This is a genomic window from Pseudooceanicola sp. NS-SX8 (assembly GCF_057380755.1).
In genome coordinates this window covers 1,061,777-1,084,788 of record NZ_CM170819.1, presented here as the reverse complement: position 1 = coordinate 1,084,788, position 23,012 = coordinate 1,061,777, and the positions used below count along the sequence as shown (strand labels likewise).

24 protein-coding genes and 1 pseudogene are annotated in these 23,012 nt (G+C 64.2%); 12 read left to right on the top strand and 13 right to left on the bottom strand.

Annotated elements, in window-relative coordinates:
- Positions 1–245 precede the first annotated feature (245 nt).
- From rpmH to yidD, 3 genes and pseudogenes are all read left to right on the top strand, one after another.
- Positions 246–380 (top strand): 50S ribosomal protein L34, encoded by a 135-nt coding sequence (gene rpmH / locus AC2IR1_RS04990; RefSeq protein WP_005980833.1) that lies wholly within the window; start codon positions 246–248, stop codon positions 378–380.
- Between the two features lie 81 nt (positions 381–461).
- The gene (gene rnpA / locus AC2IR1_RS04985; protein WP_486475175.1) at positions 462–938 is read left to right on the top strand and encodes a ribonuclease P protein component; all 477 of its coding nucleotides are present in this window, start codon (positions 462–464) and stop codon (positions 936–938) included.
- Positions 938–1,153: pseudogene (gene yidD / locus AC2IR1_RS04980) on the top strand (membrane protein insertion efficiency factor YidD); the annotation flags it as partial. The gene rnpA and the pseudogene yidD, both read left to right, overlap by 1 nt.
- 71 nt (positions 1,154–1,224) lie before the next feature.
- Here yidD and AC2IR1_RS04975 read toward each other — a convergent pair.
- On the bottom strand, positions 1,225–2,139 hold the full coding sequence (locus AC2IR1_RS04975; RefSeq protein WP_486475174.1) for a YwqG family protein: 915 nt from the start codon (positions 2,137–2,139) through the stop codon (positions 1,225–1,227).
- A 49-nt stretch (positions 2,140–2,188) separates the two neighbouring features.
- Here AC2IR1_RS04975 and ttcA point away from each other — a divergent pair, with 49 nt between their 5' ends.
- The 5 genes from ttcA to yihA all read left to right on the top strand — a co-directional run bounded on the left by ttcA (position 2,189) and on the right by yihA (position 8,190).
- A complete protein-coding gene (gene ttcA, locus AC2IR1_RS04970; RefSeq protein ID WP_486475173.1) occupies positions 2,189–3,052 on the top strand; it encodes a tRNA 2-thiocytidine(32) synthetase TtcA in 864 nt (287 codons plus the stop codon).
- 57 nt (positions 3,053–3,109) lie between these two features.
- Positions 3,110–4,651 carry a putative bifunctional diguanylate cyclase/phosphodiesterase gene (locus AC2IR1_RS04965; RefSeq protein ID WP_486475172.1) on the top strand — a complete coding sequence of 514 codons (1,542 nt, stop codon included), beginning with the start codon at positions 3,110–3,112 and terminating at the stop codon, positions 4,649–4,651.
- Positions 4,652–4,950: 299 nt separating this feature from the next.
- Positions 4,951–6,795 carry a membrane protein insertase YidC gene (gene yidC / locus AC2IR1_RS04960; RefSeq protein ID WP_486475171.1) on the top strand — a complete coding sequence of 615 codons (1,845 nt, stop codon included), beginning with the start codon at positions 4,951–4,953 and terminating at the stop codon, positions 6,793–6,795.
- Position 6,796: 1 nt separating this feature from the next.
- Entirely contained in the window at positions 6,797–7,537 is a 741-nt protein-coding gene (locus AC2IR1_RS04955) for an MOSC domain-containing protein (RefSeq protein WP_486475170.1), read from the top strand.
- Positions 7,537–8,190 (top strand): ribosome biogenesis GTP-binding protein YihA/YsxC, encoded by a 654-nt coding sequence (gene yihA, locus AC2IR1_RS04950; RefSeq protein WP_486475169.1) that lies wholly within the window; start codon positions 7,537–7,539, stop codon positions 8,188–8,190. Before AC2IR1_RS04955 ends, yihA begins: the two co-directional genes overlap by 1 nt.
- A gap of 34 nt (positions 8,191–8,224) precedes the next feature.
- Here yihA and AC2IR1_RS04945 read toward each other — a convergent pair whose 3' ends face one another.
- Together AC2IR1_RS04945 and AC2IR1_RS04940 are read right to left on the bottom strand one after the other, a co-directional pair.
- Entirely contained in the window at positions 8,225–8,746 is a 522-nt protein-coding gene (locus tag AC2IR1_RS04945; protein ID WP_486475168.1) for an outer membrane protein, read from the bottom strand.
- Positions 8,747–8,887: 141 nt separating this feature from the next.
- Positions 8,888–9,466 carry an outer membrane protein gene (locus AC2IR1_RS04940; protein WP_486475167.1) on the bottom strand — a complete coding sequence of 193 codons (579 nt, stop codon included), beginning with the start codon at positions 9,464–9,466 and terminating at the stop codon, positions 8,888–8,890.
- A 334-nt stretch (positions 9,467–9,800) separates the two neighbouring features.
- Between AC2IR1_RS04940 and argB the strand changes: the two genes are divergently transcribed.
- From argB to AC2IR1_RS04920, 4 genes are all read left to right on the top strand, one after another.
- Positions 9,801–10,667 carry an acetylglutamate kinase gene (argB, locus tag AC2IR1_RS04935; RefSeq protein WP_486475166.1) on the top strand — a complete coding sequence of 289 codons (867 nt, stop codon included), beginning with the start codon at positions 9,801–9,803 and terminating at the stop codon, positions 10,665–10,667.
- Positions 10,657–11,337 carry a ferredoxin gene (locus AC2IR1_RS04930; protein ID WP_486475165.1) on the top strand — a complete coding sequence of 227 codons (681 nt, stop codon included), beginning with the start codon at positions 10,657–10,659 and terminating at the stop codon, positions 11,335–11,337. Before argB ends, AC2IR1_RS04930 begins: the two co-directional genes overlap by 11 nt.
- A 17-nt stretch (positions 11,338–11,354) precedes the next feature.
- A complete protein-coding gene (locus AC2IR1_RS04925; protein ID WP_486475164.1) occupies positions 11,355–11,828 on the top strand; it encodes a SixA phosphatase family protein in 474 nt (157 codons plus the stop codon).
- Between the two features lie 128 nt (positions 11,829–11,956).
- Entirely contained in the window at positions 11,957–12,391 is a 435-nt protein-coding gene (locus AC2IR1_RS04920) for a DoxX family protein (protein ID WP_486475163.1), read from the top strand.
- Between the two features lie 83 nt (positions 12,392–12,474).
- Here AC2IR1_RS04920 and AC2IR1_RS04915 read toward each other — a convergent pair whose 3' ends face one another.
- The 10 genes from AC2IR1_RS04915 to AC2IR1_RS04870 all read right to left on the bottom strand — a co-directional run bounded on the left by AC2IR1_RS04915 (position 12,475) and on the right by AC2IR1_RS04870 (position 22,915).
- The gene (locus AC2IR1_RS04915; protein WP_486475162.1) at positions 12,475–13,263 is read right to left on the bottom strand and encodes an amino acid ABC transporter ATP-binding protein; all 789 of its coding nucleotides are present in this window, start codon (positions 13,261–13,263) and stop codon (positions 12,475–12,477) included.
- 14 nt (positions 13,264–13,277) lie between these two features.
- On the bottom strand, positions 13,278–14,582 hold the full coding sequence (locus tag AC2IR1_RS04910) for an amino acid ABC transporter permease (protein WP_486475161.1): 1,305 nt from the start codon (positions 14,580–14,582) through the stop codon (positions 13,278–13,280).
- A 1-nt stretch (position 14,583) separates the two neighbouring features.
- Entirely contained in the window at positions 14,584–15,840 is a 1,257-nt protein-coding gene (locus AC2IR1_RS04905) for an amino acid ABC transporter permease (protein WP_486475160.1), read from the bottom strand.
- A 120-nt stretch (positions 15,841–15,960) separates the two neighbouring features.
- The gene (locus tag AC2IR1_RS04900; protein ID WP_486475159.1) at positions 15,961–16,980 is read right to left on the bottom strand and encodes an amino acid ABC transporter substrate-binding protein; all 1,020 of its coding nucleotides are present in this window, start codon (positions 16,978–16,980) and stop codon (positions 15,961–15,963) included.
- A gap of 234 nt (positions 16,981–17,214) precedes the next feature.
- Entirely contained in the window at positions 17,215–17,931 is a 717-nt protein-coding gene (locus AC2IR1_RS04895) for an ATP12 family chaperone protein (RefSeq protein ID WP_486475158.1), read from the bottom strand.
- On the bottom strand, positions 17,928–18,605 hold the full coding sequence (locus tag AC2IR1_RS04890) for an HAD-IA family hydrolase (RefSeq protein WP_486475157.1): 678 nt from the start codon (positions 18,603–18,605) through the stop codon (positions 17,928–17,930). Before AC2IR1_RS04890 ends, AC2IR1_RS04895 begins: the two co-directional genes overlap by 4 nt.
- Positions 18,606–18,609: 4 nt before the next feature.
- Positions 18,610–19,662 (bottom strand): RluA family pseudouridine synthase, encoded by a 1,053-nt coding sequence (locus AC2IR1_RS04885; protein WP_486475156.1) that lies wholly within the window; start codon positions 19,660–19,662, stop codon positions 18,610–18,612.
- A complete protein-coding gene (gene crcB / locus AC2IR1_RS04880; protein WP_486475155.1) occupies positions 19,659–20,042 on the bottom strand; it encodes a fluoride efflux transporter CrcB in 384 nt (127 codons plus the stop codon). The genes AC2IR1_RS04885 and crcB overlap by 4 nt, the downstream gene beginning before the upstream one ends.
- A gap of 137 nt (positions 20,043–20,179) precedes the next feature.
- Positions 20,180–21,511: a replication-associated recombination protein A gene (locus AC2IR1_RS04875; RefSeq protein ID WP_486475154.1), complete on the bottom strand. Its 1,332-nt coding sequence runs from the start codon at positions 21,509–21,511 to the stop codon at positions 20,180–20,182.
- A complete protein-coding gene (locus AC2IR1_RS04870) occupies positions 21,512–22,915 on the bottom strand; it encodes a trypsin-like peptidase domain-containing protein (RefSeq protein ID WP_486475153.1) in 1,404 nt (467 codons plus the stop codon). It abuts the gene before it with no gap.
- Positions 22,916–23,012: the final 97 nt, after the last annotated feature.

Here is a 23,012-nt window from a genome sequence, read left to right as displayed (position 1 = left end):
AGGAGCAAAGGCAGAAAGCAGGATTGCCTTCCCCACGGATCCGGAGTTTTTCCCAGTCCTGCGGGCAGATGGGTTTGACAACCGCATCCGGCATTCGTATAGACCGGGCTTCGAACAGCCATGGCTTTGGGGCGATTCCCGAAACCATACCGTGCAGCTTCGTGCAGCGGCGTCTTCGCATCGCCTGCACGGCGATTAACAGAAACCCCGAACGCCAACGCGGGGATAGAAACGGAGACGGAGCGATGAAACGCACCTACCAACCTTCGAACCTGGTCCGCAAGCGGCGCCACGGTTTCCGCGCACGCATGGCCACCAAGGCCGGCCGCAAGATCCTGAACGCACGCCGCGCACGCGGTCGGAAGTCCCTGAGCGCATAATTGCCGGGGGCTGCCTGTAGGAACTCTCCTGCAGCGGATCCAAATAATTTGCAGGCCCACGGGCCTGAGGGTCGAAAGATCATGACACCGCCGAAAGCCACGCCCAAATCCGCCACTACGGCGCAAGGGGCTACGGCTCCGGCGGTTTCTTCATGCGTACGCCTCCCCTCCTCCCCTCCCCGGATGGAGATTCTGGCCAAACGCTCGGAATTCCTCGCGGCTGCGCGCGCGCGCCGACAACCGGCCGGTTCCATGCTGGTTCAGGCGCGCAAGCGTGCCGAGGACGAAAGCGTGCAGGCGGGCACACTCCGGGTCGGTTTCACCTGTTCCAAGAAGGTCGGCAATGCCGTTGCCCGCAACCGCGCGAAGCGCCGGCTGAGAGAGGCCGCGCGCGCCATCCTGCCCCAGTTTGGGAAGCCGGGATGGGACTACGTGCTGATCGGTCGCAAGGACCAGACTGCCGAGCGGCCCTTCGAGCTGCTCAAGCAAGACCTCGCGCGGGCGCTGGAGCGGTTGCACGACGGGCCGAAACGCAAACCCGGACCGGAGGCAAAGTAATGTCACCCGCCGCCTGGATCCTATCTTTGCCGATCCGCGCCTACCGGCTGATCTTCTCTCCCTGGGTTGGTCACAACTGCCGCTACGATCCGACCTGTTCCGCCTATATCCTTGAAGCGCTTGAAAAGCACGGCCCGGTCAGGGGCCTGTGGCTTTCGATCCGGCGGGTATCCCGCTGCCACCCCTGGGGCGGCATGGGCGTGGATGACGTTCCGCCGCCGCGCGGGACGACGGGCAAGACCTGCAGCCACGAGGCCGGGAAAAGCCCTGCGGCAGACGCCGAGGATCAGAAGCTGTCGTAGTAATAAAGCGCCCGGTCGAAGCGCAATGGGCCCAGGTCCTTGGGTTTGATCAGGAAATTCCCCGCTCCCAGGTCACCCCAAGTGGCCGAAACATCCCCCGCCTGGAAAGATCGCACAAGCAGCAGTGACTTGGCGAAGAAGCGGTAGGGCCCCGCCCGGACGTCCGTCTGGGCAAAGACAGGGTAGCCGCCATAGGCCAGGGCACTACTTGCCCCGGCGCCAAGCCAAGCTTCAAGTCCAGCTTCGTCGACATCCACCCCGGCCGCGCTCAACGCCGTCAAAGCCGCCACGGCTTCCCGCGTCGCCAAATCGGGGAGAGCGTCGAAGGCACTTCCGTCAAGGACGACGCCTTCACTGCGCGCAACCGGCGACAGGACATCCGGACCCTGCGGCGCTGCCGGTGCCTCTCGTCGCGCGAACTGAGCCGGCGCCTCGAAGTAGATGCAATGGAAACCGGATCGTTCCACAGAAGGGAAGCCGCAGCCATGTGTCTCGTCATCCGCGATGAAGACAGACAGCATGCCGGCGGCGGGAAACCCCTCGATCGGTGGCATATCGGCGTAGTTGACCTGGGCGAGGAAGAGCATCGGAACCCCGTCGACTTTGGGCCAGTCGAAGTCCGCCGGCAGGCTCGGGCGGCCGCCGAGGCTGGACACGGGGCCCTCGGGCACCGGTTCACCCAGGCGCGGATCCAATCTGACGGCAGGCAGGGCAAGGGCGACGAAGGCATCCGTCACCTCCTTCGCAGGGGCTAAGGGCTCTGCAGGGGCGACGGGCGCGGGTGCCGCCGGGGCGACCGCCGGCTGCTCCGCCTCGGATACCGGCGCGGATGGTTCGGCAGGCTCGCTCTCCGCAGTCGCCGTTTCGCGTTTGCCGAAAAGCTTTCCAAGCCAGCTCATGACGCACCCCGCTCTTGTCCGGTCCCGTGAAAAGAACTATGGGCCGACCATGCGCGATGAATGTGACGAAATCCACCCGCTCTTCCATGGTGCTCCGCAAAGTACGGAGTTCAAAAAGCTGCGCAAAAGGATTGTGCGTTACACCCGCGAAGCTGTTGAACAATACGGCATGGTAGAGCCCGGCACGCGCTGGCTCGTCTGCCTGTCGGGCGGCAAGGACAGTTACACCCTGCTCGCCGTCCTGCATGAACTGAAATGGCGCGGCCTGCTGCCCGTCGACCTGCTGGCCTGCAACCTCGACCAGGGGCAGCCAGGCTTCCCCGCGACCGTCCTGCCCGAGTTCCTGGAGAAAATGGGCGTCCCGCACCGGATCGAATACCAGGACACCTATTCCGTCGTCATGGACAAGGTCCCCCAGGGCCGGACCTACTGCGCGCTCTGCTCCCGCCTCCGTCGCGGCAACCTCTACCGCATCGCGCGAGAGGAAGGCTGCTCTGCGGTGGTCCTGGGCCATCACCGCGACGACATCCTCGAAACGTTCTTCATGAACCTGTTCCACGGCGGGCGCCTTGCGACCATGCCGCCCAAACTCGTGAACGAGGAAGGCGACCTGTTCGTCTATCGCCCCCTGGCCCACGTGGCGGAGGAAGACTGCGAGAAATTTGCAAGGTCGATGAACTATCCGATCATCCCCTGCGATCTCTGCGGTAGTCAGGACGGGCTGCAACGCCAGCAGGTGAAACAGATTCTCGACGGCTGGGAACGCAATTCGCCCGGCCGCCGGCAGGTGATGTTCCGCGCCCTGATGAACGCGCGGCCCTCGCACCTGCTGGATCCCAAGCTCTTCGATTTCGCCGGTCTGCAACTGGGCGGGAAGCCGGTCGAAGAGGACTCGATTCCGAAGCTCCGTTAAGCGCCTATTGAGCTTATGGCCCTAGCGTCACCCTCATGACCGAGGGGATGAACCGCCATGCCGGGGCTCAGCGCTAGCGACTTTGCAAAGATCCGCGCCAGACTGCGCCGGGCCCTCGCCGGGCCCCAGATGGTGGCCATCCTGCCCGCAATCTGCCTGACCGCATTCTGGATCGCCGGCGAAGCCGCCCTGATCCTTGCCGCCCTGGTCCTGCCGCTGGTCTACATCTTCGCCGGCGAAAGCACGCCGGCCCGCCCGCTGCCTGCCCCCCGAGACGCAGCAACCGGCCTGGCCCTGCGGGATTCGCTTGAACGGGTCCTGGACCACGGGCTGAAGAATGGCGAAGGCGGCGGCAAGACCGCTTGCCTGATGCTGCGCATCGACGACTTCGAAACCTACCGCGACCGCTTCGGCCAAACAGCGGCCGATGATGCCCTGCATAGGATCTCCGAACGGCTCAAGAGCGTCCTCAGGGACAGTGACATCGTCTGCAAGATGGGCGAGGCGAGCTTTGGCGTGGGCATCGCCCCGGTGACGCAGCTCAACCTCGAAGCCGCGATACAGCTTGCTTCCCGCCTTCAGGCCGCCGTGGAAGAGCCTCTTGCCCTCGACGCCACGACGGCACATCTGTCCTGCTCGATCGGTTTCTGCCTCGGCTCGCGCAGCCCGTTGCCCACAGGCGCCTCGCTGATCTCCGCCGCGTTGGCCGCGTTGCGGGAAGCGGCGCGCTTTGCCCCCTCGGCCATCCGCTCCTTCTCCTCCGAAATGCAGGCAGGTCGGCAAGCGGGCAGTCCAACCGGCAGCGAAGTCGCCGAGGCGCTGGAAAACGGCCAGATCCTGCCGTTCTTCCAGCCCCAGGTCTCCACCGACACCGGCCTCGTTACCGGGTTCGAAGCGCTCGCCCGCTGGTGCCACCCGGAACGGGGCATGATTCCGCCCTCGGACTTCCTGCCTCTGGTCGAACAGGCCGGGCTGATGGAAAGACTGGGCGACATGATGCTGGTGCAGTCCCTGATCGCGCTGCGCCGTTGGGATGATGCCGGTGTCTGCGTGCCGCAGATCGGGGTCAACTTCGCCACCGACGAACTGATGAATCCAAAGCTGGTGGAGCGTGTGCGCTGGCAACTCGATCGGTATGGGCTGGACCCGCAAAGGCTGACGATCGAAGTTCTGGAAACGGTAGTGGCCGCCTCTCCCGATGATGTGATCGCGCGGAACATCAACGGCCTGGCAAAGCTCGGATGCCGGATCGACCTTGATGACTTCGGCACCGGCCATGCCTCGATTTCCTCGATCCGGCGCTTCTCGGTCGAGCGGCTGAAGATCGACCGCAGCTTCGTGATGAAGGTGGACGTCGACATCGAACAACAGCGGATGGTCGCGGCGATCCTGACCATGGCCGAACGCCTGGGGTTGAGCACGCTCGCCGAAGGGGTCGAAACCGCCGGAGAGCATGCGATGCTCTGCCAATTGGGCTGCAACCACGTTCAGGGGTTCGAAATTGCCCGCCCGATGCCGTTTGAACAGACCATCGAGTGGATCCGCGCCTATCATGCCGGGCTTATCGAAGCGCCGAAATTCGGGCGTCGCTCCGGCTGACCTTCGGCTCAATGACCGCAAGAAACCGCAGCAGTCGAATACCCTCCCGACAGCTCCGAAGAGCCGCGGGATGAACCCGCTGTTCCCACCATGATGACACCGGGCGCTGGCGCCCATTGCTCACCCCCGCGCCGCAGCAAGCCCGTGTAGATGGGCATTCCACTGGCTTGAAACGCTCCGTTTACCCCAACGCTCAGCCCCCCTGCGCCGCCGAAGGCACTTGACCTTTCGGCCAGCGACAGGTTGAACGCCCCAAGACCGAATTCCAAGTATGCAACGACCAAGGGTGGCGCAGCGCGATGGACGATCAGAACAAGAACCTAATCCTGGCCACGGTGCTATCCTTCATCGTCGTGCTCGCGTGGTTCCTGCTCTTTCCCCCTCAGGAACAGGCCCCGACGACCGAGGACGGGACCGAGCAGGCCCAGGTGGACGACACCACCGGCAGTGACACCACCGCGACCGGAGGTGGCATGTCGCCCGCCGGCGACGGGACCGCAACGGCATCCCAACCGACCGGTGAGGACGACGCCGTGGCGGACGCGCCCCGCGTCACCATCGACACGCCCAGCCTCTCCGGCTCGATCTCCCTCGGCGGTGGCCGCATCGACGACCTGAAACTGAAGAACTATCACACCGAACTGGACCCCAGCTCGCCCGAGGTGACCCTGCTGCGGCCGCAGTCCGAACCGGAAGGCTACTACGCCCTCTACGGCTGGATCGCCGGCACCAACGTGGACAGCGCCAATGTGCCTGACGCCGACACGGTCTGGACCCTGGACAGCGGTGACACGCTGACCCCCGACACGCCCGTTACCCTGTCCTGGGACAACGGCGCCGGCCTGATCTTCCGTCAGACCTACTCGGTCGATGACCAGTTCATGTTCACCGTCTCCCAGTCGGTCGAGAACACCGGGGAGAGCGCCGTCGGCCTGCGCCCCTACGGCCTGCTGCGTCGTGACGGCATTCCCTCCGACCTGCAGAACTTCTTCGTCGTGCACGAGGGCCTGGTGCGCATGTCCGATGGCGAGCTGGAGGAATCCAAGTACAAGGATATCTCCGACTACGATATCGACAGCCGCGAAGGCGTCCCGGCAGAGCGTATCGACGTGGCCGAGAGCGGCTGGATCGGCTTCACCGATCACTACTGGATGGCCACGCTGATCCCCGGCGATCAGCCGTTCCGATCCACCGCGAAATACTACCCGAACCCTGACATCTACCAGACCGAAGCTGTTCTGGATGGCGTGGAGGCCGCGCCGGGTGAAACCGTTTCGGTCCAGACCCAGCTGTTTGCAGGGGCGAAGGACGCCACCACGATCAAGGCCTACCAGGACGCAGGCGTAACCCGCTTCTTCGACTCGATCGACTGGGGCTGGTTCTTCTTCCTGACCAAGCCGATCTTCTGGCTGATCCACTGGCTGCACAGCTTCATCGGCAACATGGGCTGGTCCATCATCGCGATGACCATCTTCCTGAAGGCCCTGCTCTTCCCGCTGGCCTACAAGTCCTACGCCTCCATGGCGAAGATGAAGGAACTGCAGCCCGAGATGGAGAGACTGAAGGAGCGCGCAGGCGATGACCGGGCCAAGCTCCAGAAAGAGATGATGGAGCTCTACAAGAAGGAAAAGGTGAACCCCGCTGCGGGCTGCCTGCCGATCCTTCTGCAGATCCCGATCTTCTTCTCCCTCTACAAGGTGATCTTCGTGACGCTCGAACTGCGTCACCAGCCCTGGCTTGGCTGGATCAAGGACCTTTCGGCCCCCGATCCGACCTCCATCGTGAACCTGTTCGGCCTGTTCCCCTGGGAGGCACTGCCCGCTGACAGCGCTCTGGCGATCCTGAACCTCGGCATCCTGCCGATCCTGCTGGGCATTTCCATGTGGCTGCAGCAGAAGCTCAATCCGGCGCCCGCTGATCCGGCCCAACAGATGATCTTTGCCTGGATGCCCTGGGTGTTCATGTTCATGCTGGGCAACTTCGCCTCCGGCCTGGTGCTCTACTGGATCACCAACAACACGATCACCTTCACCCAGCAGTACCTCATCATGCGCAGCCATGGGTTCAAGCCGGACGTCTTCGGCAACATCAAGGCCTCGTTCTCGCGCAAGAAGAAGGCGGCTGACGCGAAGGGCAAGAAGTGAGATGAGCCGCCTGGCCCAGATCTGGCGGCATCCGATCAAGGGGATCGGAGCCGAGGCGCTTGAAAGCGTTTCCCTGACCCCGGCGCATCCGCTGCCGGGGGATCGGGCCTGGGCCCTGCTGACCGGTGACAACACCGACACCGGCGCCTGGCAACCCTGCCGCAACTTCGCACGGGGCTGCTACGGGCCGGAGCTCATGGCGATCACCGCCCAAAGCCTGCCGGACGGGTGCATCCGGCTCTCCCACCCCACGGCGGGAGAGCTGGAGCTAGATCCGAAGGAAGACGGTGCGGCTCTGGTTGCCTGGCTCGGCCCGCTCTGGCCGGAAGAGCGCCCTCCCCTGGGTGCCCTGATTGCCGCCCCGGAAGAGGAGGGCATGTCCGATGCCCCCTACGGCTGTCTTTCGATCCTCGGGCGCGCCTCCCTTGGTGCCCTGTCGGAGGCCTGCGGACAGCAACTTGACCCACGTCGTTTCCGTGGCAACCTCTGGATTTCCGGGCTGGAGCCCTGGGAAGAGCTCGACTGGCCAGGCAGGCGCCTGCGCATCGGCGCGGTGGAGCTGGAGGTCGTCGAACGCATCGACCGCTGTCGTGCGACGCAGGTCAATCCGGAGACCGGCAAGGAAGACATTCAGACCCTTCAGGTGCTGCGCCGCACCTGGGGCCACATTGATTTCGGGGTGAAGGCCAAGGTCCTGACCCCCGGCGAGATCGCGGTCGGCGACCCGCTGGAGGTGCTGTAATGGCCGTTCTCCCCTTCCCCGTGGCCGAAGAGCCCGATGCCCAGACGACCGAAAATGGCCGCAAGCTGTTCGCGGGCCAGGTCGATTTCCTCAAGGGCGTGGTGGCCATGGACGGCCTGCCCGAAGCTGACCGGCTGGAGGTATGCTTCGCCGGGCGGTCCAATGTGGGCAAGTCGAGTCTGATCAACGCGCTGACGGGCCGCAAGGCGCTGGCGCGTGCCTCGAACACGCCCGGGCGGACGCAGGAGATCAACTATTTCACGCTTGGCGAGGAACGCTACCTCGTCGACCTCCCCGGCTATGGCTATGCGAATGCCCCGCTCGCCGTGGTGGAGAAATGGCAGCGCCTGCTGAAACAATACCTGCAGGGCCGTCAGACCCTGCGCCGCGCCTTCGTCCTGATCGATTCGCGCCATGGCGTTAAAGCAGTCGATGATGAGATCATGGCCCTTCTGGACAGTGCCGCGGTGACGTTCCAGTGCGTCATGACAAAGACCGACAAGGTGAAGGAAAAGGATCGCGCCAAGGTCCTGGAACAGGTGCGCGGCGCTCTGTCAAAGCACCCTGCCGCCTTCCCCGAACTGGTCCTGACCTCTTCCGAAAAGGGCGATGGCATCGCGACGCTGCGCGCCATCATCGCCGGGCTGACCTGATCGGCTGAGCAGATCCGGCCTCAGAACCCGGGCCTCAGAACCGGTAGGTCATGCGCGCTGTCAGGGTGTTCACGCCCAGATCTCCCGAACCCGCAAAATCCGCGAAGCCGTGGTGCAGCAATTCCGCCCCGACGGAAACGTGTTCGCCCAGCCGGGTTTCCACCCCTGCCCCAAGCACGAGGCCGGTATCCTCGCCCGTGCGCCGTTCTGCCTCCACGATCCCGGCAACTCCGTAGTAGTGGATGCCGTTCCTGACCGTACCCAAGCGAGCCTTGGCGCGCAGCATGCTGTCGATCGGGCCGGCGCGCGTGCCGATGTCGGTCTCGACATACTCCAGTTCTGCCCCATAGGTCAGAGTGCCCTGCTGGCGCAGGACACCACCATGAAGGCTGCGCAGGCTGTCGTCACCTGAGGAGGTCGCCACGCCGAGGGATGCGCCAAGGTAGCCGCCATCCCAATCCGTCTGCGCCTCGGCCTGAGAAGCGGTGAGAACGGCAACCAGCGCAAGGGCACCAGCGGCGAGGGGAAGGGGAATATGACCGTTGTTCTGTTCCATCACTGACAGAACACACGACTCTCCCTAAAAGTTCATTGAGACGGACGTTTTTCCGCAAAAGGCTGCCTGTCCGAAGGCCGCTCGCACAGAAAAGGCCCGGGCAATGCCCGGGCCTTTCCCGCAACTCGATGATCCGAAGGATCAGAAGCGGTAGTTGACGCGTGCGGCCAGGGTGCCGCCATCAACGTCCGTACCGGTGCCGTTGAAGTCGTCGATCTGGTGGTACAGGTATTCGCCGCCAACAGAGACGTTGTCGGAAACCTTGTAGTCGACGCCAGCGCCGTAGACCCAGCCGGTGTCATCGCCCATGTCGGTATCGGCGCGTGCGGCACCGACAACACCGTAGATCAGGGCGGGGCCAGCATCGTAGCCGGCTTTCAGCTTCAGACGGGTCATGGAGTCGACGTCGACACCACCGATATCGATGTCGCTGGCCAGGTAGTCGAGTTCACCACCCATCACGAAGGTGCCGAAGTCGTAGTCGTAACCACCCTGCAGGCCGTAGACGGTGCCGTCACCGGATTCGTCATCGGCGTCGAAGTCGCCATAGCCCAGCGAGCCACCGACGTAGCCGCCGGTCCAGTCGGTGCCCATGTAGACGGGCGCGGGGGCGGGGGTGGTGACAACCGGATCTGCCGGTGCGGGCTCATAGGAACCGGCCAGAACGGGGCCGGCAACGACGGTGGCTGCCACTGCTGCGATCATGGAAGTGCGAAGCATTCTAGTCTCCTTTTGTTTCTTGTGGAACGGACCCGGGCCCGCCCCGCAGCGCGCCTTCGGCACGCCGCGAACGCAGCTCCTGCTGACTGCGTTCTCGCGGCATAAACCACTCGAAATCCGGGGAAGTTCCATAGCTCCCGAAAAAGAGACCCCGGATCGGCTGTCAAATGCCGGGAAGATCCCGGCGCAACGGCGGAAGGCTGCCGGGACCTGAAATGCCCACAGACACCTGCGTGAGCACCCCTTGAAACCGGGGATCCCCCCTTATGGCGCGCTCAGACTTGGCAGATCGCGGCGCAACGCGTATCAACCCTGCAAACTAGGACGCCGAGACATGAAGAAGCAGACCGCCATGAACCGAGACTGGATCGCCACCGCCCGGACCCTGTCGGAGGCCCTCCCCTACCTGCAACGCTTTGCCGGGGCGATCGTGGTCGTGAAGTTCGGCGGCCATGCCATGACCGATGCCGATGGCCTCGAAAGCTTCGCCCGGGACATCGTGCTGATGCGGCAGGTCGGCGTGAACCCCGTGATCGTCCATGGCGGCGGCCCCATGATCAACGAAATGCTCGAAAAGCTGCAAGTGAAGAGCGAGTTCGTGAAGGGCAAGCGCGTCACCGACGAAGCCACCATGGAAGTGGTGGAAATGGTCCTGTCCGGCCAGGTCAACAAGCGGATCGTCCAAGCGATTAACGAACAGGGCGGCAAGGGTGTCGGACTGTCCGGCAAGGATGCAAACCTGATGATCTGCACCCAGGACAATCCCGACCTGGGTCTCGTCGGTACGCCGGACGAGATGGATACGACTATCCTGCACTCGATGTTCCGCGCCAACATCATTCCCGTGATCGCCCCCATCGGCATGGGCCGCGACGGAGAGACCTTCAACGTGAACGGTGACACCGCGGCAGGCGCCATCGCCGGTGCCCTGCGCGCCGACCGCCTGCTGCTGCTGACCGATGTCTCCGGCGTGAAGGATGGCAGCGGAGAGGTCGTGACAGCACTCACCGCGCAGCAGATTCGGGACATGACCGAAGAGGGCGTGATCGCGGGTGGGATGATTCCCAAGACCCAGACCGCCCTGGACGCGATCGAACGGGGTGTCCGCGCCGTCGTCATCCTGGATGGCCGCGCCCCGAACGCCGTCCTGCTGGAGCTCTTTACCGAACATGGTGCCGGCTCCATGATCCGTGCAGAGTGACATCCCTCCCGATCTGGACGGGCTGGAGCGCGCCGCACAGGCGCGCCACCTGACCATTTCCTGCGGTCTGGATGCCGCCGCCTGCGCCCGGCGCAACGACCTGCCTCCGGCCACCCTCAGCCTGCTCATGCTTTCGCCGTCGGAACCCGCCTTCTGGCCTGCCTTCACGCAAAGTCCCGAATGGTCCGATGGCCATCCAGATCCGATGGACCGCTGGTCATCCCGCGTAATCGGCACCTGGGCACGTACCCTGGACGCCGAGGCGCTCTTCCCCTTCGGCGGGCCACCTTTCGCGCCCTTCCTCGCCTGGGCCCGGGCCAGCGGCCGCGTTCATGGCTCCCCCATCGGCATGCTTGTCTCGACTGGCCCGGGGCTGATGACCTCCTTCAGGGGCGCGCTCGCGCTGCCATGGGAGGTGGAGGTCCCCGCCGCCCTGCCCTCCCCCTGCACGGCGTGCCATGCGCCCTGCCTGTCGCATTGCCCCGTCTCTGCCCTGGGCGGCGACAAGGGGTACGACGTGCCCACCTGCAAGAGCTTCCTTCGCCAGGGCGGCAACCCCTGCCTCGATGCAGGTTGCCTGGCGCGACGCGCTTGTCCGGCCGGCGCCGCGCATGGCAGGATACCTGCGCATTCGGCCTATCACATGCGGCAATTCCTGGGGGACAGGTGACGAAACGACTGATTCTCATGCGTCACGCGAAGTCCGCATGGACAGACCTTTCCCTGCCCGATCATGACCGCCCGCTGAACCCGCGCGGCCAGCGCAGCGCCGCCGCCCTGGGGGACTGGCTGCGCCGGGGCGGCTACCTGCCCGATCAGGCGCTGGTCTCGACCGCGCGCCGCACCGTGGAAACCTTCGCAGGCCTCTCTTTGGGGCTGTCACCGCAGCTGGAGCCCAATCTCTACCTGCCAGACGAGGCGCAGCTTCTGGCCTCCCTGCGGGACGCAGAGGGCACCTGTGTCCTGCTGATCGCGCACAACCCAGGCATCGGCAGCTTTGCCGCGAACCTTCTGGCGAACCCTGTCGGCAATCCGAGGTTCCGAGACTATCCAACTGCGGCGACCCTCATCGCGGACTTCCCCATCGACCGCTGGGATCTTCTTGATCCGGGCACGGGCACCGCGGTGGATTTCGTGCTCGCCCGGGATCTGACCGACTGACGGCACATTAGGAACGATTTCAGGAAAGTCATTCAACACAATCTCCATTTCATGGAGTATCTGACAGGTCTATCTCTGCCTCAACACAACAAACACTGCCCCATCGGGCACCTGCTGAGGACAAGACAATGATCGACCTTTCCACCAACATCCTGGGCGTCGCCGGCGCCGGTTCCGCCACCGCAATCGCCATCGCAGCCCTGCTGCTCCGGGTCAGCCTGGGCGGCCTCTTCCTGGCCCACGCCTACCTGAAATACTTCGTTTTCACGCCGAAGGGCGCGGCCGGGTTCTTCGCCTCTCTCGGCGTACCGGGCTGGTTCGCCTATATCACCATCGCCGCCGAAACCCTGGGCGGTATCGCCCTGATCCTGGGCTTCCAGACCAGCCTTGTCGCCCTGCTGCTGATCCCCACCCTGCTGGGCGCAGCCGTCCTGGCACACGGCAAGAACGGCTTCTGGTTCAACAATGAGAACGGCGGCTGGGAATATCCCGCCTTCTGGGCCGTGACCCTGCTGGTCCAGGTGCTGCTCGGCGGAGGTGCCCTGGCCATCACCCAAGGCTAAATCCATCGCCCTGAAAACGAAAACCCCGCGCGGTTCTCTCCGCGCGGGGTTTCTCTTTGTCCATGGATTACGCCGGTGCCGGGTCAGTGACCCAGGATCTGGCTGAGGAACAGCTTGGTCCGTTCGGAACGCGGGTTGTTGAAGAACTCTTCCGGCTCGTTCTGTTCCACGATCTGGCCCTGGTCCATGAAGATCACGCGGTTGGCGACCTGGCGGGCAAAGCCCATTTCGTGCGTGACGCAGAGCATCGTCATGCCCTCCTGCGCCAGCTCGATCATGGTATCGAGCACTTCCTTGATCATCTCCGGATCGAGCGCCGAGGTCGGCTCATCGAACAGCATGATCCGCGGCTTCATGCAGAGCGAACGGGCAATCGCCACACGCTGCTGCTGACCGCCGGAAAGCTGGCCCGGGTACTTGTTCGCCTGGTCGGGGATCTTCACCTTTTCCAGGAAGTGCATCGCGGTATCGATGGCTTCCTTCTTCGGCGTCTTGCGGACCCAGATGGGCGCCAGGGTGCAGTTTTCCAGGATCGTCAGATGCGGGAACAGGTTGAAGTGCTGGAAGCACATGCCGACCTCGGAGCGAATCTTGTCGATGTTCTTCAGATCGCTCGTCAGTTCGGTCCCATCAACGATGATCTTGCCCGACTGGTGTTCTTCCAGGCGGTTGATGCAGCGGATCATGGTGGACTTGCCCGAACCGGACGGGCCCGCGATGACGATGCGTTCGCCCCGGTTCACCGTCAGGTTGATGTCGCGCAGAACGTGGAACTGACCGTACCACTTGTTCATCTGGCTGATCTCGATGGCGACCTCGTCAGAGACCTTCATCGCGGCGGGGGTCGGGGTTTCGACGGCAGTATTGGTCATTTGGGATTACCTCCTCAGCGATGGCCGGTCTGAAGCTTGCGCTCCAGGTACATCGAGTAGCGGGACATGGAGAAACAGAAGACGAAGAAGACGGCACCGATGAAGATGAACAGCTCCCAGTAGATCCCGTTCCAGGCGGTGTCGGCACGGATGGCATTGGACAGGCCGATCGGGTCGAACATCGAGATGATCGAGACGAGCGTGGTGTCCTTGAAAACCCCGATGAAGGTCGAAACGATACCCGGGATCGAAATCTTCAGCGCCTGCGGCATGATCACCAGCCGCTGTGCCTGCCAGTAGTCCAGGCCAAGCGAATCGGCCCCTTCGTATTGCCCCTTGGGCAGCGCGGCCAGGCCGCCACGGATGACCTCGGCCATGTAGGCCGATGCAAAGAGCGTGGTCATGATCATCACCCGCAGGATGATGTCGAAGTTGGTGCCCGGCGGAAGGAAGATGTTCAGCAAGGTCGAGGCCACGAAGAGCAGCGTGATCAGCGGCACACCACGGATGAATTCGATGAAGCAGACGCACATCCATTTCACCAGCGGCAGATCGCTGCGACGGCCAAGGGCCAGCACGATGCCGATGGGCAGCGAACACCCGATCGCGGTCACGCCGATGGTGATGGACAGCATGAAGCCACCGAAGTTACGCGACTGCACCGGCTCAAGCGCCAGAGGCACGACCGAGGCCAGGCCATTCGCCACCGGTGCGGCCAGCAGCGCCCACCATACGATGGCGACCACCACAGCGATCAGAAGGGAAATCCCCGCATTCAGCGCCTTGGAAATCAGCTTGAACGCCAAGAACCCGACACCAAAGCCCGCAGCCGCCATCAGCGGCATCCAGACGGTCCCGCCCCACAGGAACCAGACCATCAGGAAGGGGAAGGCAGCCGAGAAGCCCAGCATCTTCGCCGGCACGTAGTCCGCGAAGAGAACCGGCGCCAGTGCCACGAAGAGCAGGACCAGCGTCAGCACCGGACGCCAGTAGAGCTCGGACGGATAGAACCCGAAGAGCAGCTGTTGCCAGCGGTCCCGGATCACGCCCCAGCAGGCGCCTTCGTGCCCGTCCAGGATCTCCCGGCATTCGTTAAGCGAGGCCCCATGCCAGGTCGGAGAGACGAACCACGGCACCAGACGGTACAGCAGCAGGGCGATGAAGAAGATCCCCACCAGGGTCAGGATCGTATTCAGCCAGCCGGAGAACAGGTTGCCCTTGGCCCAGCCGACGAAACCGACGGTGGAGGACGGCGGCTCCTGCTGCGGCAGCATCGTGTCCCGAACGTAGAGGACGGTATCTGCGTGAGTATTGCTCATATCAACGCTCCACCAGTTTGACGCGGGAATTGTAGAGGTTCATCGCACCGGAGATCAGCAGGCTGATCGTCAGGTAGATGAGCATGCCGAGCAGAACTGTCTCGAGCTCTCGCCCGGTCTGGTTCAGCGTGATCCCCATCAGGGTGCCGGTGATATCCATGTACCCCACGGCGATCGCCAGCGACGAGTTCTTCGTCAGGTTCAGGTACTGGGAGATCAGCGGCGGGATGATGACCCGCAGGGCCTGGGGCAGGATGACCAGCGACATGATCCGGTTGGACCGAAGGCCAAGGGCCGCTGCGGCCTCTGTCTGACCCTTCGAAATGGCCATGATGCCTGCGCGTACGATCTCGGCGATGAAGGCCGCGGTGTAAAGGCTCAGCGCCAGCCAGAGGGCAATCAGAGAGTTCCGCATATGCGTGCCACCCTGGAAGTTGAACCCTTTCAGGGCGGGATAGCCCAGGTGGAAGCCCAGGATCGCCAGCAGGATCACCATGGGAACCACGATGATCGCGGTCTGGATCGGCCAGGTCTTGGGACGCAGGCCCGTGGCTTCCTGCTTTGCGTCGGCGGATTTGCCGATGCGCTTGACCACCCAGATCGATGCGAAGAGGACCGCGAGGATCGCGATCAGGTCGATACTGATGTCGAAGGCACCGAAGAAGGAGAAATCTCCCAACCCGCGGGAGAAGAGCGGTTCGGGCACGTAGACGCCCCGGTTGGTCAGGGCCACCGAATCGAACAGCTTCATCGTGGCCTCGGGATCGTCTCCGCGGAAGGCGCTCGGGGCGGGCAGGCCCTCGATCAGGATGGCCATTGCCAGGATGATCCACATCAGCACGGGGACGTTGCGGAACATCTCGACGTAGACCGTCATCAGGCGCGCGACGAGCCAGTTGCCGCTCAGCCGCAGAACGCCCACGACGACACCGATGACGGTGGCGGTGATGCAGCCCAGGAAGGCGACGAGCAGCGTGTTCAGCAGGCCGACAAAGGCCGCGCGCAGGTGCGTGTCCTGGTTGTTGTACTCGATCAGGCGCTGGTTGATATCATACCCGGCCGGCGTTCCGAGGAACCCGAAGGAAACTTCCTTCCCCAGGTCGCTGAGGTTCTGCATCGTGTTCAGCGTCAGCCAGCCGAAGAACAGCAGGAAGCCGATCAGGGCGATAATCTGGAAAGTGATCGAACGATAGCGGGTATCGTAGACAAGCATGGATAGCTTGAAGGAGTCCGCCGGCGGATCAGTAAGCGTTGTCATGTGAATTTCCCCGTGTCCGGCCGCTTCTTTGAATGCGTCTATGCGCGTGGCCGGTCGTATTGCCCCTTGGGGCTGATGGCGGGAGGGCGCGACTTCTGCCGCGCCCTCCCCCGTTGGATCTTAGCGGAACGGCGGCGTGTAGAGCAGGCCACCATCCTTGTACTGGGCGTTCAGACCACGGGCGAGACCGATCGGGGTGTTCTCGCCGATGTTCTTCTCGAACAGTTCGCCGTAGTTGCCGCCGGCCTTGATGGCTGCGACAGCCCAGGTCGGCTCCAGGCCGATCATGGCGCCGAGTTCACCTTCGGTGCCCAGCATACGGTTGATTTCCGGGTTGTTGGTCGGCGCGGAAGCCAGCTCGTCGACGTTGGCGGAGGTCACGCCGAGTTCTTCGGCGGCGATCAGCGCGTTCAGCGTCCAGCGAGCGATGTCAGCCCATTCGTCGTCGCCCTGACGGACAAGCGGACCGAGCGGCTCTTTCGAGATGATCTCGGGCAGAACGACGTAGTCGCCCGGGTTCTCGAAGGTGGCGCGGGTTGCTGCCAGGCCGGATGCGTCGGTGGTGTAGACGTCGCAGGCGCCTGCCAGGAACTGCTGCTGAGCTTCGGCATTGGTTTCGATCGGAACCGGCTCGTAGCTGATGTTGTTGACGCGGAAGAAGTCAGCAAGGTTCAGTTCGGTGGTGGTACCGGTCTGGATGCAGACAGTCGCGCCGTCGAGTTCCTTGGCCGAAGAGACGCCCAGGGCCTTCGGAATCATGAAGCCCTGACCATCGTAGTAGTTCACGCCAACGAAGGTGAACTTCAGGTCGGCGTCACGAGAGAAGGTCCAGGTGGTGTTACGAGCCAGCAGGTCGATCTCGCCGGAGGCCAGCGCGGTGAAGCGCGTCTTGCCGGTGGTCGGGACGAATTCGACAGCTTTCGGGTCACCCAGAACGGCAGCAGCAACTGCACGGCACACGCCGACGTCGAAGCCGTCCCACTCGCCCGAGGCGTCCGGGAAAGAGAACCCGGTCAGACCGCTGGAAACACCGCAATTCAGCTTACCGCGGGCCTTGACGTCGTCCAGGGTGGCCGCACCGGCGAAACCGGCAGCCATCGTGGCGACGGTCAGCGCGCCAAGAAATACGGATTTTTTCATGTTTACCTCTTCCTGATTTTCCGCCTTGTCCTCTAAGGCGGTTCACCGCCCCTTTGTGGGGTCGGAGATGAATGCGCTAGAGGTGCTCCCCCTAACAGTGCCTAAACAGTGAGCGGATTCATCGCGAAGGGTCAACCCATTCATCACGAAAAGCGAACGAACAGTTGAAGACGGATGGGCATGTCGAAGGGCCGCCCGAGGACGGAAAAGAAGTACCGCAGAATGGTCTTATGATCAGTTTTCAGCCGCCAAAAGCGACACGAAGCGGCGCGCATCGTGAAATGCGGTCTTTTTGAAGGCAGTCACCTGCTGAGCTTCCTCGTCGGTGCCCCACTGCTCCTCCTGCCAGGTCTCGTCGAGTCGCGACATGGCCCAGAGATCGTCAGCGGACCAGCTGGTCAAAAAAGCGGCAAAACCCAGGATCAGTGAGCCCGTGAGTGCAACGAGATCATGAAAAGCAGCCAGTTCGAAGGGTGACATCGCGTGAACACGGGCTGAAAGGCGGGCCAGCGCCTGCGGGTCCTGGGGTGCGTGAAGAATCCCCGTACGCGGCTCAAGTCGCGCGCCGAGCTCCGCTTCGGCCCAGTCCAGAACCGGGTCCCAGGTTCTTGCCTGGCGCGCCACCAGCTCTGCCGGGGTGTCGGCACGGTAGCACAGCAGATCGCTGTCACCATAGGCTGCCAGCATCTCTGCCACCTCGGCGCGTTGGATCGACACCTTGTCGATGGCCGAATTGGCGGTCCGCGTCATCGGCATCGTCGCCGGATCCACGACCTCCTGCTGGGCGTCCCATTCCGCCGCCAGCGCCTGGGCCAGGGCCCGGGTCGGCACCATCAGGGAGGCCTTCGCCGGCGTCTTCACCGGGCGGCCATCCAGCCTGACGGTAAAGCCTTCGCCCTCCGCCACCGCTTCGGCGCTGGTCCAGAACCTGCGGGGTTTCCACTCGCTCATGCGCCTGCTCCGATCAGCGTTTCGATCGCCTGCGCCAGTTCATCCGGCGTGCGGACCACGACACGCGCGCCCTTCAGTTGTTCCACCGGATGATAGCCCCAGCTGACGCCGATCGCCGCAACGCCAGCAGAGGCGGCCATCTGCATGTCGTAGCTGGTATCCCCGATCATCACCGCGCGTTCCGGCGCGACGCCGGTCTCTGCCAGGGCGGTCATCACCATGGAGGGATGCGGCTTGGACGGATGGTCATCTGCCACCTGGATCGACTGGAAGTGGCCCGAAAGACCGTGATTTTCCAGCAGCGCGACAAGCCCGCGCCGCGACTTCCCGGTGGCCACGGCAAGCAGCGTTTCCGACTCGCCGGCCAGCTTCTCCACCAGGTCCTTCATGCCGGGGAAGAGGGGCGAATGCGCTGCCCCCGCATCCAGCCGGCGCCGCTGATAGGCCGCCTTGTAGGCCGCCACCAACCGCGCATGGGTGGTTGGCGGGACCTCTCTCGCCAGAAGCGGCATCGCATCGTCCAGCGACAGGCCGATGATCGACATGACCTGATCCCGGTCCGGCACCGTCAATTCCTCGGCCGTGAAGGCCTCGGTCATCGAGGCATGGATGTCCCCAAGGGAGTCGGAGAGGGTCCCGTCAACGTCGAAGATCACAAGTCGCAGGTCGGTCATCATCTCACCCCAGGGGTTCGTCCAGGTCGAAGGGATCGCGGCGCACATCCTTTTCGGACCAGCCGAAGTGATCCCAGCTGCGCTTCATGTGATCGGGCATGGGCGCCGTGAAGTCGAGGTCCTTGCCCGTGAAGGGATGTGTCAGGCGCAGGGTCCGCGCATGCAGGTGCAGCTTGCGGCTGACATCACCGCCCAGCTGGGCGCCCCAGCCGTCGCCCAGGTTTTCCTGGCCCGAACCGCCGTACTTGCCGTCGCCGATGATCGGGTGCCCCATCTCCGCGATATGGGCGCGCAGCTGGTGGGTACGGCCGGTCACGGGCTCCATCGCGACCCAGGCCGCACGCTGCCCCAGCCGCCACAGGACGGAATAATCGGTGACGGCGCGCTTGGCACCCTCGGTCTTGTCGACCTCGGCGGGATGGATGCAGATCATCTTCTCCGCCTCGCCGCCCTTGCCGTGGCCGGGGGCCTTCACCAGACCGTACTTGATCGTGCCCATGTAGGGATGCGGCACGCCGGCGACCAGCGCCCAGTAGATCTTGCGCGTCTCGCGGGACCGGAAGGCCGCCGTCAGCTTGGCCGCCGCTTCCCGCGTACGGGCCAGCAGAAGCACGCCCGAGGTGTCCTTGTCCAACCGGTGCACCAGACGGGGCTTTTCCTCCAACCCGAACTTCAGCGCCTCGGAGAGGCCGTCCACGTGGCGGGTCTGGCCCGACCCGCCCTGCACCGGCAGGCCCGGGGGCTTGTTCAGGGCGATGATGTAATCGTCCTTCCACATCACCGCATTGCGGATCATCTCCGCATCGGCGTCGGAGATGCGCGGCGCAGGTGCAGGTGCGGGCGCCTCTCCATCGGGGATCGGCGGCACGCGCAGCTGCTGGCCCGGGCTCAGCCGGGTGTTCGATTTCACCCGACCACCGTCCAGGCGCAGTTCCCCCTTGCGGCACATCTTCTCGATCCGGCCCTGGGTCAGCTGCGGGAAGGTCCGGCGCAACCAGCGGTCCAGCCGCATGTCGTTGTCGCCCTCGGGGATCGTGATGGTCTGTACGCCGCTCATGCGAAAACACCCCGCATTGCATAGGTGCCCGCGACGATCGCCGCGAGCGAAATGATGACATTGATCCCGACATAAAAGGCCGCCAGGCCCGGCTCCCCCCGCTCGTAGAGCGTGAAGGCTTCCAGCGAGAAGGAGGAGAAGGTGGTGAAGCCGCCCAAGATACCGGTCGCCAGGAAGGCGTTCCAATGGCCCAGCCCCTTTTCCCCGATGAAGACGACCAGTGCGCCCATCAGGAAGGAGCCGAGGATGTTCACGAAGATCACCCCCAGCGGCATGGGCAGGCCGGTGCCGAAGAGGCGCGCGATGGCAACCCCCGACAGGAAACGGAGCGAGGCGCCGATAGCGCCCCCGGCGGCAACTTGAAAAACGGTCAGGATCATTGCGTTCCTCTCGCGCGCAGGCCCGCGGTTGTCAAGTTTTCCAAGGGATCCGCCGGGTTCTGGCTGGGTTGCATCCTACGCCCGGGTGCCGGGCTTCAGGTATCGGGCCTCTGGTGCTGGGCCTCTGGTGCTGGGCCTCAGGTGCCGGGATTGCCCGCCCGCTTGGACCGCAGCTTGGCGAAATACTCGATCCGCTTCTTCAGGTCGCGCTCGAACCCGCGTTCGACGGGCTGGTAGAACTCCGTCCGCTTCATCTCTTCAGGGAAGTAGTTCTGGCCGGAGAACCCGTCTTCCGCATCGTGGTCGTAGGCGTAATCGCTGCCATACCCCTGCGCGGCCATGAACTTGGTCGGCGCATTCAGGATGTGCTTGGGGGGCATGACCGACCCGGTCTTCCGCGCCTGGGCCCGGGCGGCGATGTAGGCCATCTCCGTCGCGTTCGACTTGGGCGCCAGCGCCAGGTAGATCACCGCATTGGCCAGAGCCTGTTCGCCCTCGGGGCTGCCCAGCCGTTCGTAGACCTGCCAGGCGTCCAGGCAGATCGTCTGTGCCTGCGGATCGGCCAGGCCGATATCCTCCACCGACATGCGGGTGATGCGGCGGGCCAGGTAACGCGGATCCTCGCCCCCTTCCAGCATCCGGCAGAACCAGTAGAGCGCGGCATCCGGATCGCTGCCCCGGACGGATTTGTGCAGTGCCGAGATGAGGTTGTAGTGCTCATCACCGGACTTGTCGTATTTCGCCGCCCGCCGCATCAGCCGCGCCGACAGCTGTTCCGTCGTCAGCGGCTCCTTGGTTTTCCAGGCCGCCGCCTGTTCCACCAGGTTCAGGAAGGCCCGCCCGTCACCATCGGCCATGGCCAGCAGCGCCTCGCGCGCCTCGGAGGTCAGTGGCAGGGACCGCCCAAGCGCCGCCTCGGCCCGCTGCGCCATCTGCTCCAGATCCTCCATCGACAGGCGTTCCAGCACCAGCACCTGCGCGCGCGACAGGACAGCGGCGTTCAGTTCGAAACTGGGGTTCTCGGTCGTGGCGCCGACCAGGAGGATCGTGCCGTCTTCCATGTGCGGCAGAAAGCTGTCCTGCTGCGCCTTGTTGAAGCGGTGGATTTCGTCGACGAAAAGCAGGGTCCCCTGCCCCATCCGGCGCCGCTGCTTGGCGGCCTCGAACACCTTCTTCAGGTCCGCCACGCCCGAGAAGATCGCGCTGATCTGGACAAATTCCAGGTTGGTTTCATGGGCCAGCAGCCGCGCCATGGTGGTCTTGCCGGTGCCGGGCGGCCCCCAGAAGATCAGGGACGACAAGGAGCCCGACTCCAGCATCACCGTCAGCGGTGCATCCGGGCCGATGACCTGGCGCTGGCCGATGACCTCCGACAGGGTCTGGGGCCGCAGGCGATCTGCCAGGGGGCGCGGCGCGCTGCCCCCTGCCGCCTCTGCAGCCTCCGGTCCACTGTCGAAGAGATCCGCCATTCAGAGCCTGAAACGCATGCTGAGGGTCTGCCCCTCCCGAAGGACCGACAGGGTCAGGAAATTCTTCGCATCACGCAGCGCATCCGCTGCCTGTTGCGCGCCTTCCACCGTCGTGCCGTTGACCTCTCGGATCACGTCGCCCTCCTTCAGGCCAGCCCGGGTGCCGACCGCGCCCGGGTCCGTAATCATCGCGCCTGTGGCGTCGAAGGACAACTGCGATTCCGCAATGACGCCCGGGTTCACGGTGACAAGGCCCAGGCCCGGGATCACGCTGTCGGCTGCGGTGGTCAGCGGTGCGCGCGGCGGGTCTTCGGGCGCGGCGGACAGAAGGACGTCGACATCGCGCGTCTCGCCTTCATGAACCCGGGTTACCGTCACCTTGTTGCCAAGCCCCGCGACCGTCATGCGGAAGATCATTTCCGGAGGCGACGACACGGGATAGCCGTCGACCGCGAGGATCGCATCGCCCACTTCGAAGCCCGCCGCCTTGAAGGGCGAGGCATCATGCATGTCGGTGATCGCGATCCCCTCGGGCCGGTCCAGGCCGAAGTGGGCCGCCATGTCCGCATCCACCGGCTGACCGGATATGCCCGCCCAGGGCCGCTGGAAGCTCGTCTGACCGTTCTCTGCCTGCTTCAGGAACTCCTTCACCAGCCCTGCCGGGATGGCGAAACCGATGCCGTTGGACCCGCCGGAGCGCGACAGGATGGAGGTATTCACCCCGATCAGCCGCCCCTTCACGTCGATCAGCGCCCCGCCGGAGTTGCCGGGGTTGATCGGCGCGTCGGTCTGGATGAAGTAGCCGCGTTCGCTTCCCGTAGCCGTTCCGGACCGCGCGAGGCCCGAAACGATGCCGGAACTGACCGTCTGGCCCACGCCGAAGGGGTTGCCGATGGCGAGGGTCAGTTCCCCCACCTCGACGGTGTCGCTGTCACGCAAGTCCATGTGGGGCATGTCTTTTGCGCCTTCCAGCTTCAGGATCGCAAGGTCTGCATCCTTGTCGGCCAGCAGCACGTCGGCATTGAATTCGCGGCGGTCGTTCAACACCACGCGGATTTCGTCCGCCTGACCGACGACGTGGTAGTTCGACACCACGTAGCCGTCATCCGTCAGGATCACGCCGGAGCCGAGGGAGTTCTGCACGCGCGGCCGGGAAGGACCGAAATTGCGGAAGAAATCCCCGAAGACGGGATCATTGGCAAAGGGGGAGGTCCGGGTTTCGACGATCCGCTTGGCGTAGATGTTCACCACGGCGGGCGTGGCCTGTTTCACCAGCGGTGCGAAGCTGAGCGTGATTTCCCCCTGGGAGGCCGGCACGCGGTCCTTTGCCAGGGTTGCGACGGGGGCAGCAACGGGAGCTGCAAGGGTCAGTGCGACGAAGAGCGCGGCGAGGGGTCTGGTCACCTTTCGGCCTTTCCTGTGGGGACGGGCATGGCACCAGATAGAAGCAGCCCCGCCGCAATGGCAAGGCACGCGCCATGCACGGAAAGTCACCTCGGCG

Coding starts and splice junctions, on each gene's coding strand:
- rpmH (WP_005980833.1), top strand. CDS start 246: ATGAAACGCACCTACCAACCTTCGAACCTGGTCCGCAAGCGGCGCCAC.
- rnpA (WP_486475175.1), top strand. CDS start 462: ATGACACCGCCGAAAGCCACGCCCAAATCCGCCACTACGGCGCAAGGG.
- AC2IR1_RS04975 (WP_486475174.1), bottom strand. CDS start 2,139: ATGAGCTGGCTTGGAAAGCTTTTCGGCAAACGCGAAACGGCGACTGCG.
- ttcA (WP_486475173.1), top strand. CDS start 2,189: ATGCGCGATGAATGTGACGAAATCCACCCGCTCTTCCATGGTGCTCCG.
- AC2IR1_RS04965 (WP_486475172.1), top strand. CDS start 3,110: ATGCCGGGGCTCAGCGCTAGCGACTTTGCAAAGATCCGCGCCAGACTG.
- yidC (WP_486475171.1), top strand. CDS start 4,951: ATGGACGATCAGAACAAGAACCTAATCCTGGCCACGGTGCTATCCTTC.
- AC2IR1_RS04955 (WP_486475170.1), top strand. CDS start 6,797: ATGAGCCGCCTGGCCCAGATCTGGCGGCATCCGATCAAGGGGATCGGA.
- yihA (WP_486475169.1), top strand. CDS start 7,537: ATGGCCGTTCTCCCCTTCCCCGTGGCCGAAGAGCCCGATGCCCAGACG.
- AC2IR1_RS04945 (WP_486475168.1), bottom strand. CDS start 8,746: ATGGAACAGAACAACGGTCATATTCCCCTTCCCCTCGCCGCTGGTGCC.
- AC2IR1_RS04940 (WP_486475167.1), bottom strand. CDS start 9,466: ATGCTTCGCACTTCCATGATCGCAGCAGTGGCAGCCACCGTCGTTGCC.
- argB (WP_486475166.1), top strand. CDS start 9,801: ATGAAGAAGCAGACCGCCATGAACCGAGACTGGATCGCCACCGCCCGG.
- AC2IR1_RS04925 (WP_486475164.1), top strand. CDS start 11,355: ATGCGTCACGCGAAGTCCGCATGGACAGACCTTTCCCTGCCCGATCAT.
- AC2IR1_RS04920 (WP_486475163.1), top strand. CDS start 11,957: ATGATCGACCTTTCCACCAACATCCTGGGCGTCGCCGGCGCCGGTTCC.
- AC2IR1_RS04915 (WP_486475162.1), bottom strand. CDS start 13,263: ATGACCAATACTGCCGTCGAAACCCCGACCCCCGCCGCGATGAAGGTC.
- AC2IR1_RS04910 (WP_486475161.1), bottom strand. CDS start 14,582: ATGAGCAATACTCACGCAGATACCGTCCTCTACGTTCGGGACACGATG.
- AC2IR1_RS04905 (WP_486475160.1), bottom strand. CDS start 15,840: ATGACAACGCTTACTGATCCGCCGGCGGACTCCTTCAAGCTATCCATG.
- AC2IR1_RS04900 (WP_486475159.1), bottom strand. CDS start 16,980: ATGAAAAAATCCGTATTTCTTGGCGCGCTGACCGTCGCCACGATGGCT.
- AC2IR1_RS04895 (WP_486475158.1), bottom strand. CDS start 17,931: ATGAGCGAGTGGAAACCCCGCAGGTTCTGGACCAGCGCCGAAGCGGTG.
- AC2IR1_RS04890 (WP_486475157.1), bottom strand. CDS start 18,605: ATGACCGACCTGCGACTTGTGATCTTCGACGTTGACGGGACCCTCTCC.
- AC2IR1_RS04885 (WP_486475156.1), bottom strand. CDS start 19,662: ATGAGCGGCGTACAGACCATCACGATCCCCGAGGGCGACAACGACATG.
- crcB (WP_486475155.1), bottom strand. CDS start 20,042: ATGATCCTGACCGTTTTTCAAGTTGCCGCCGGGGGCGCTATCGGCGCC.
- AC2IR1_RS04875 (WP_486475154.1), bottom strand. CDS start 21,511: ATGGCGGATCTCTTCGACAGTGGACCGGAGGCTGCAGAGGCGGCAGGG.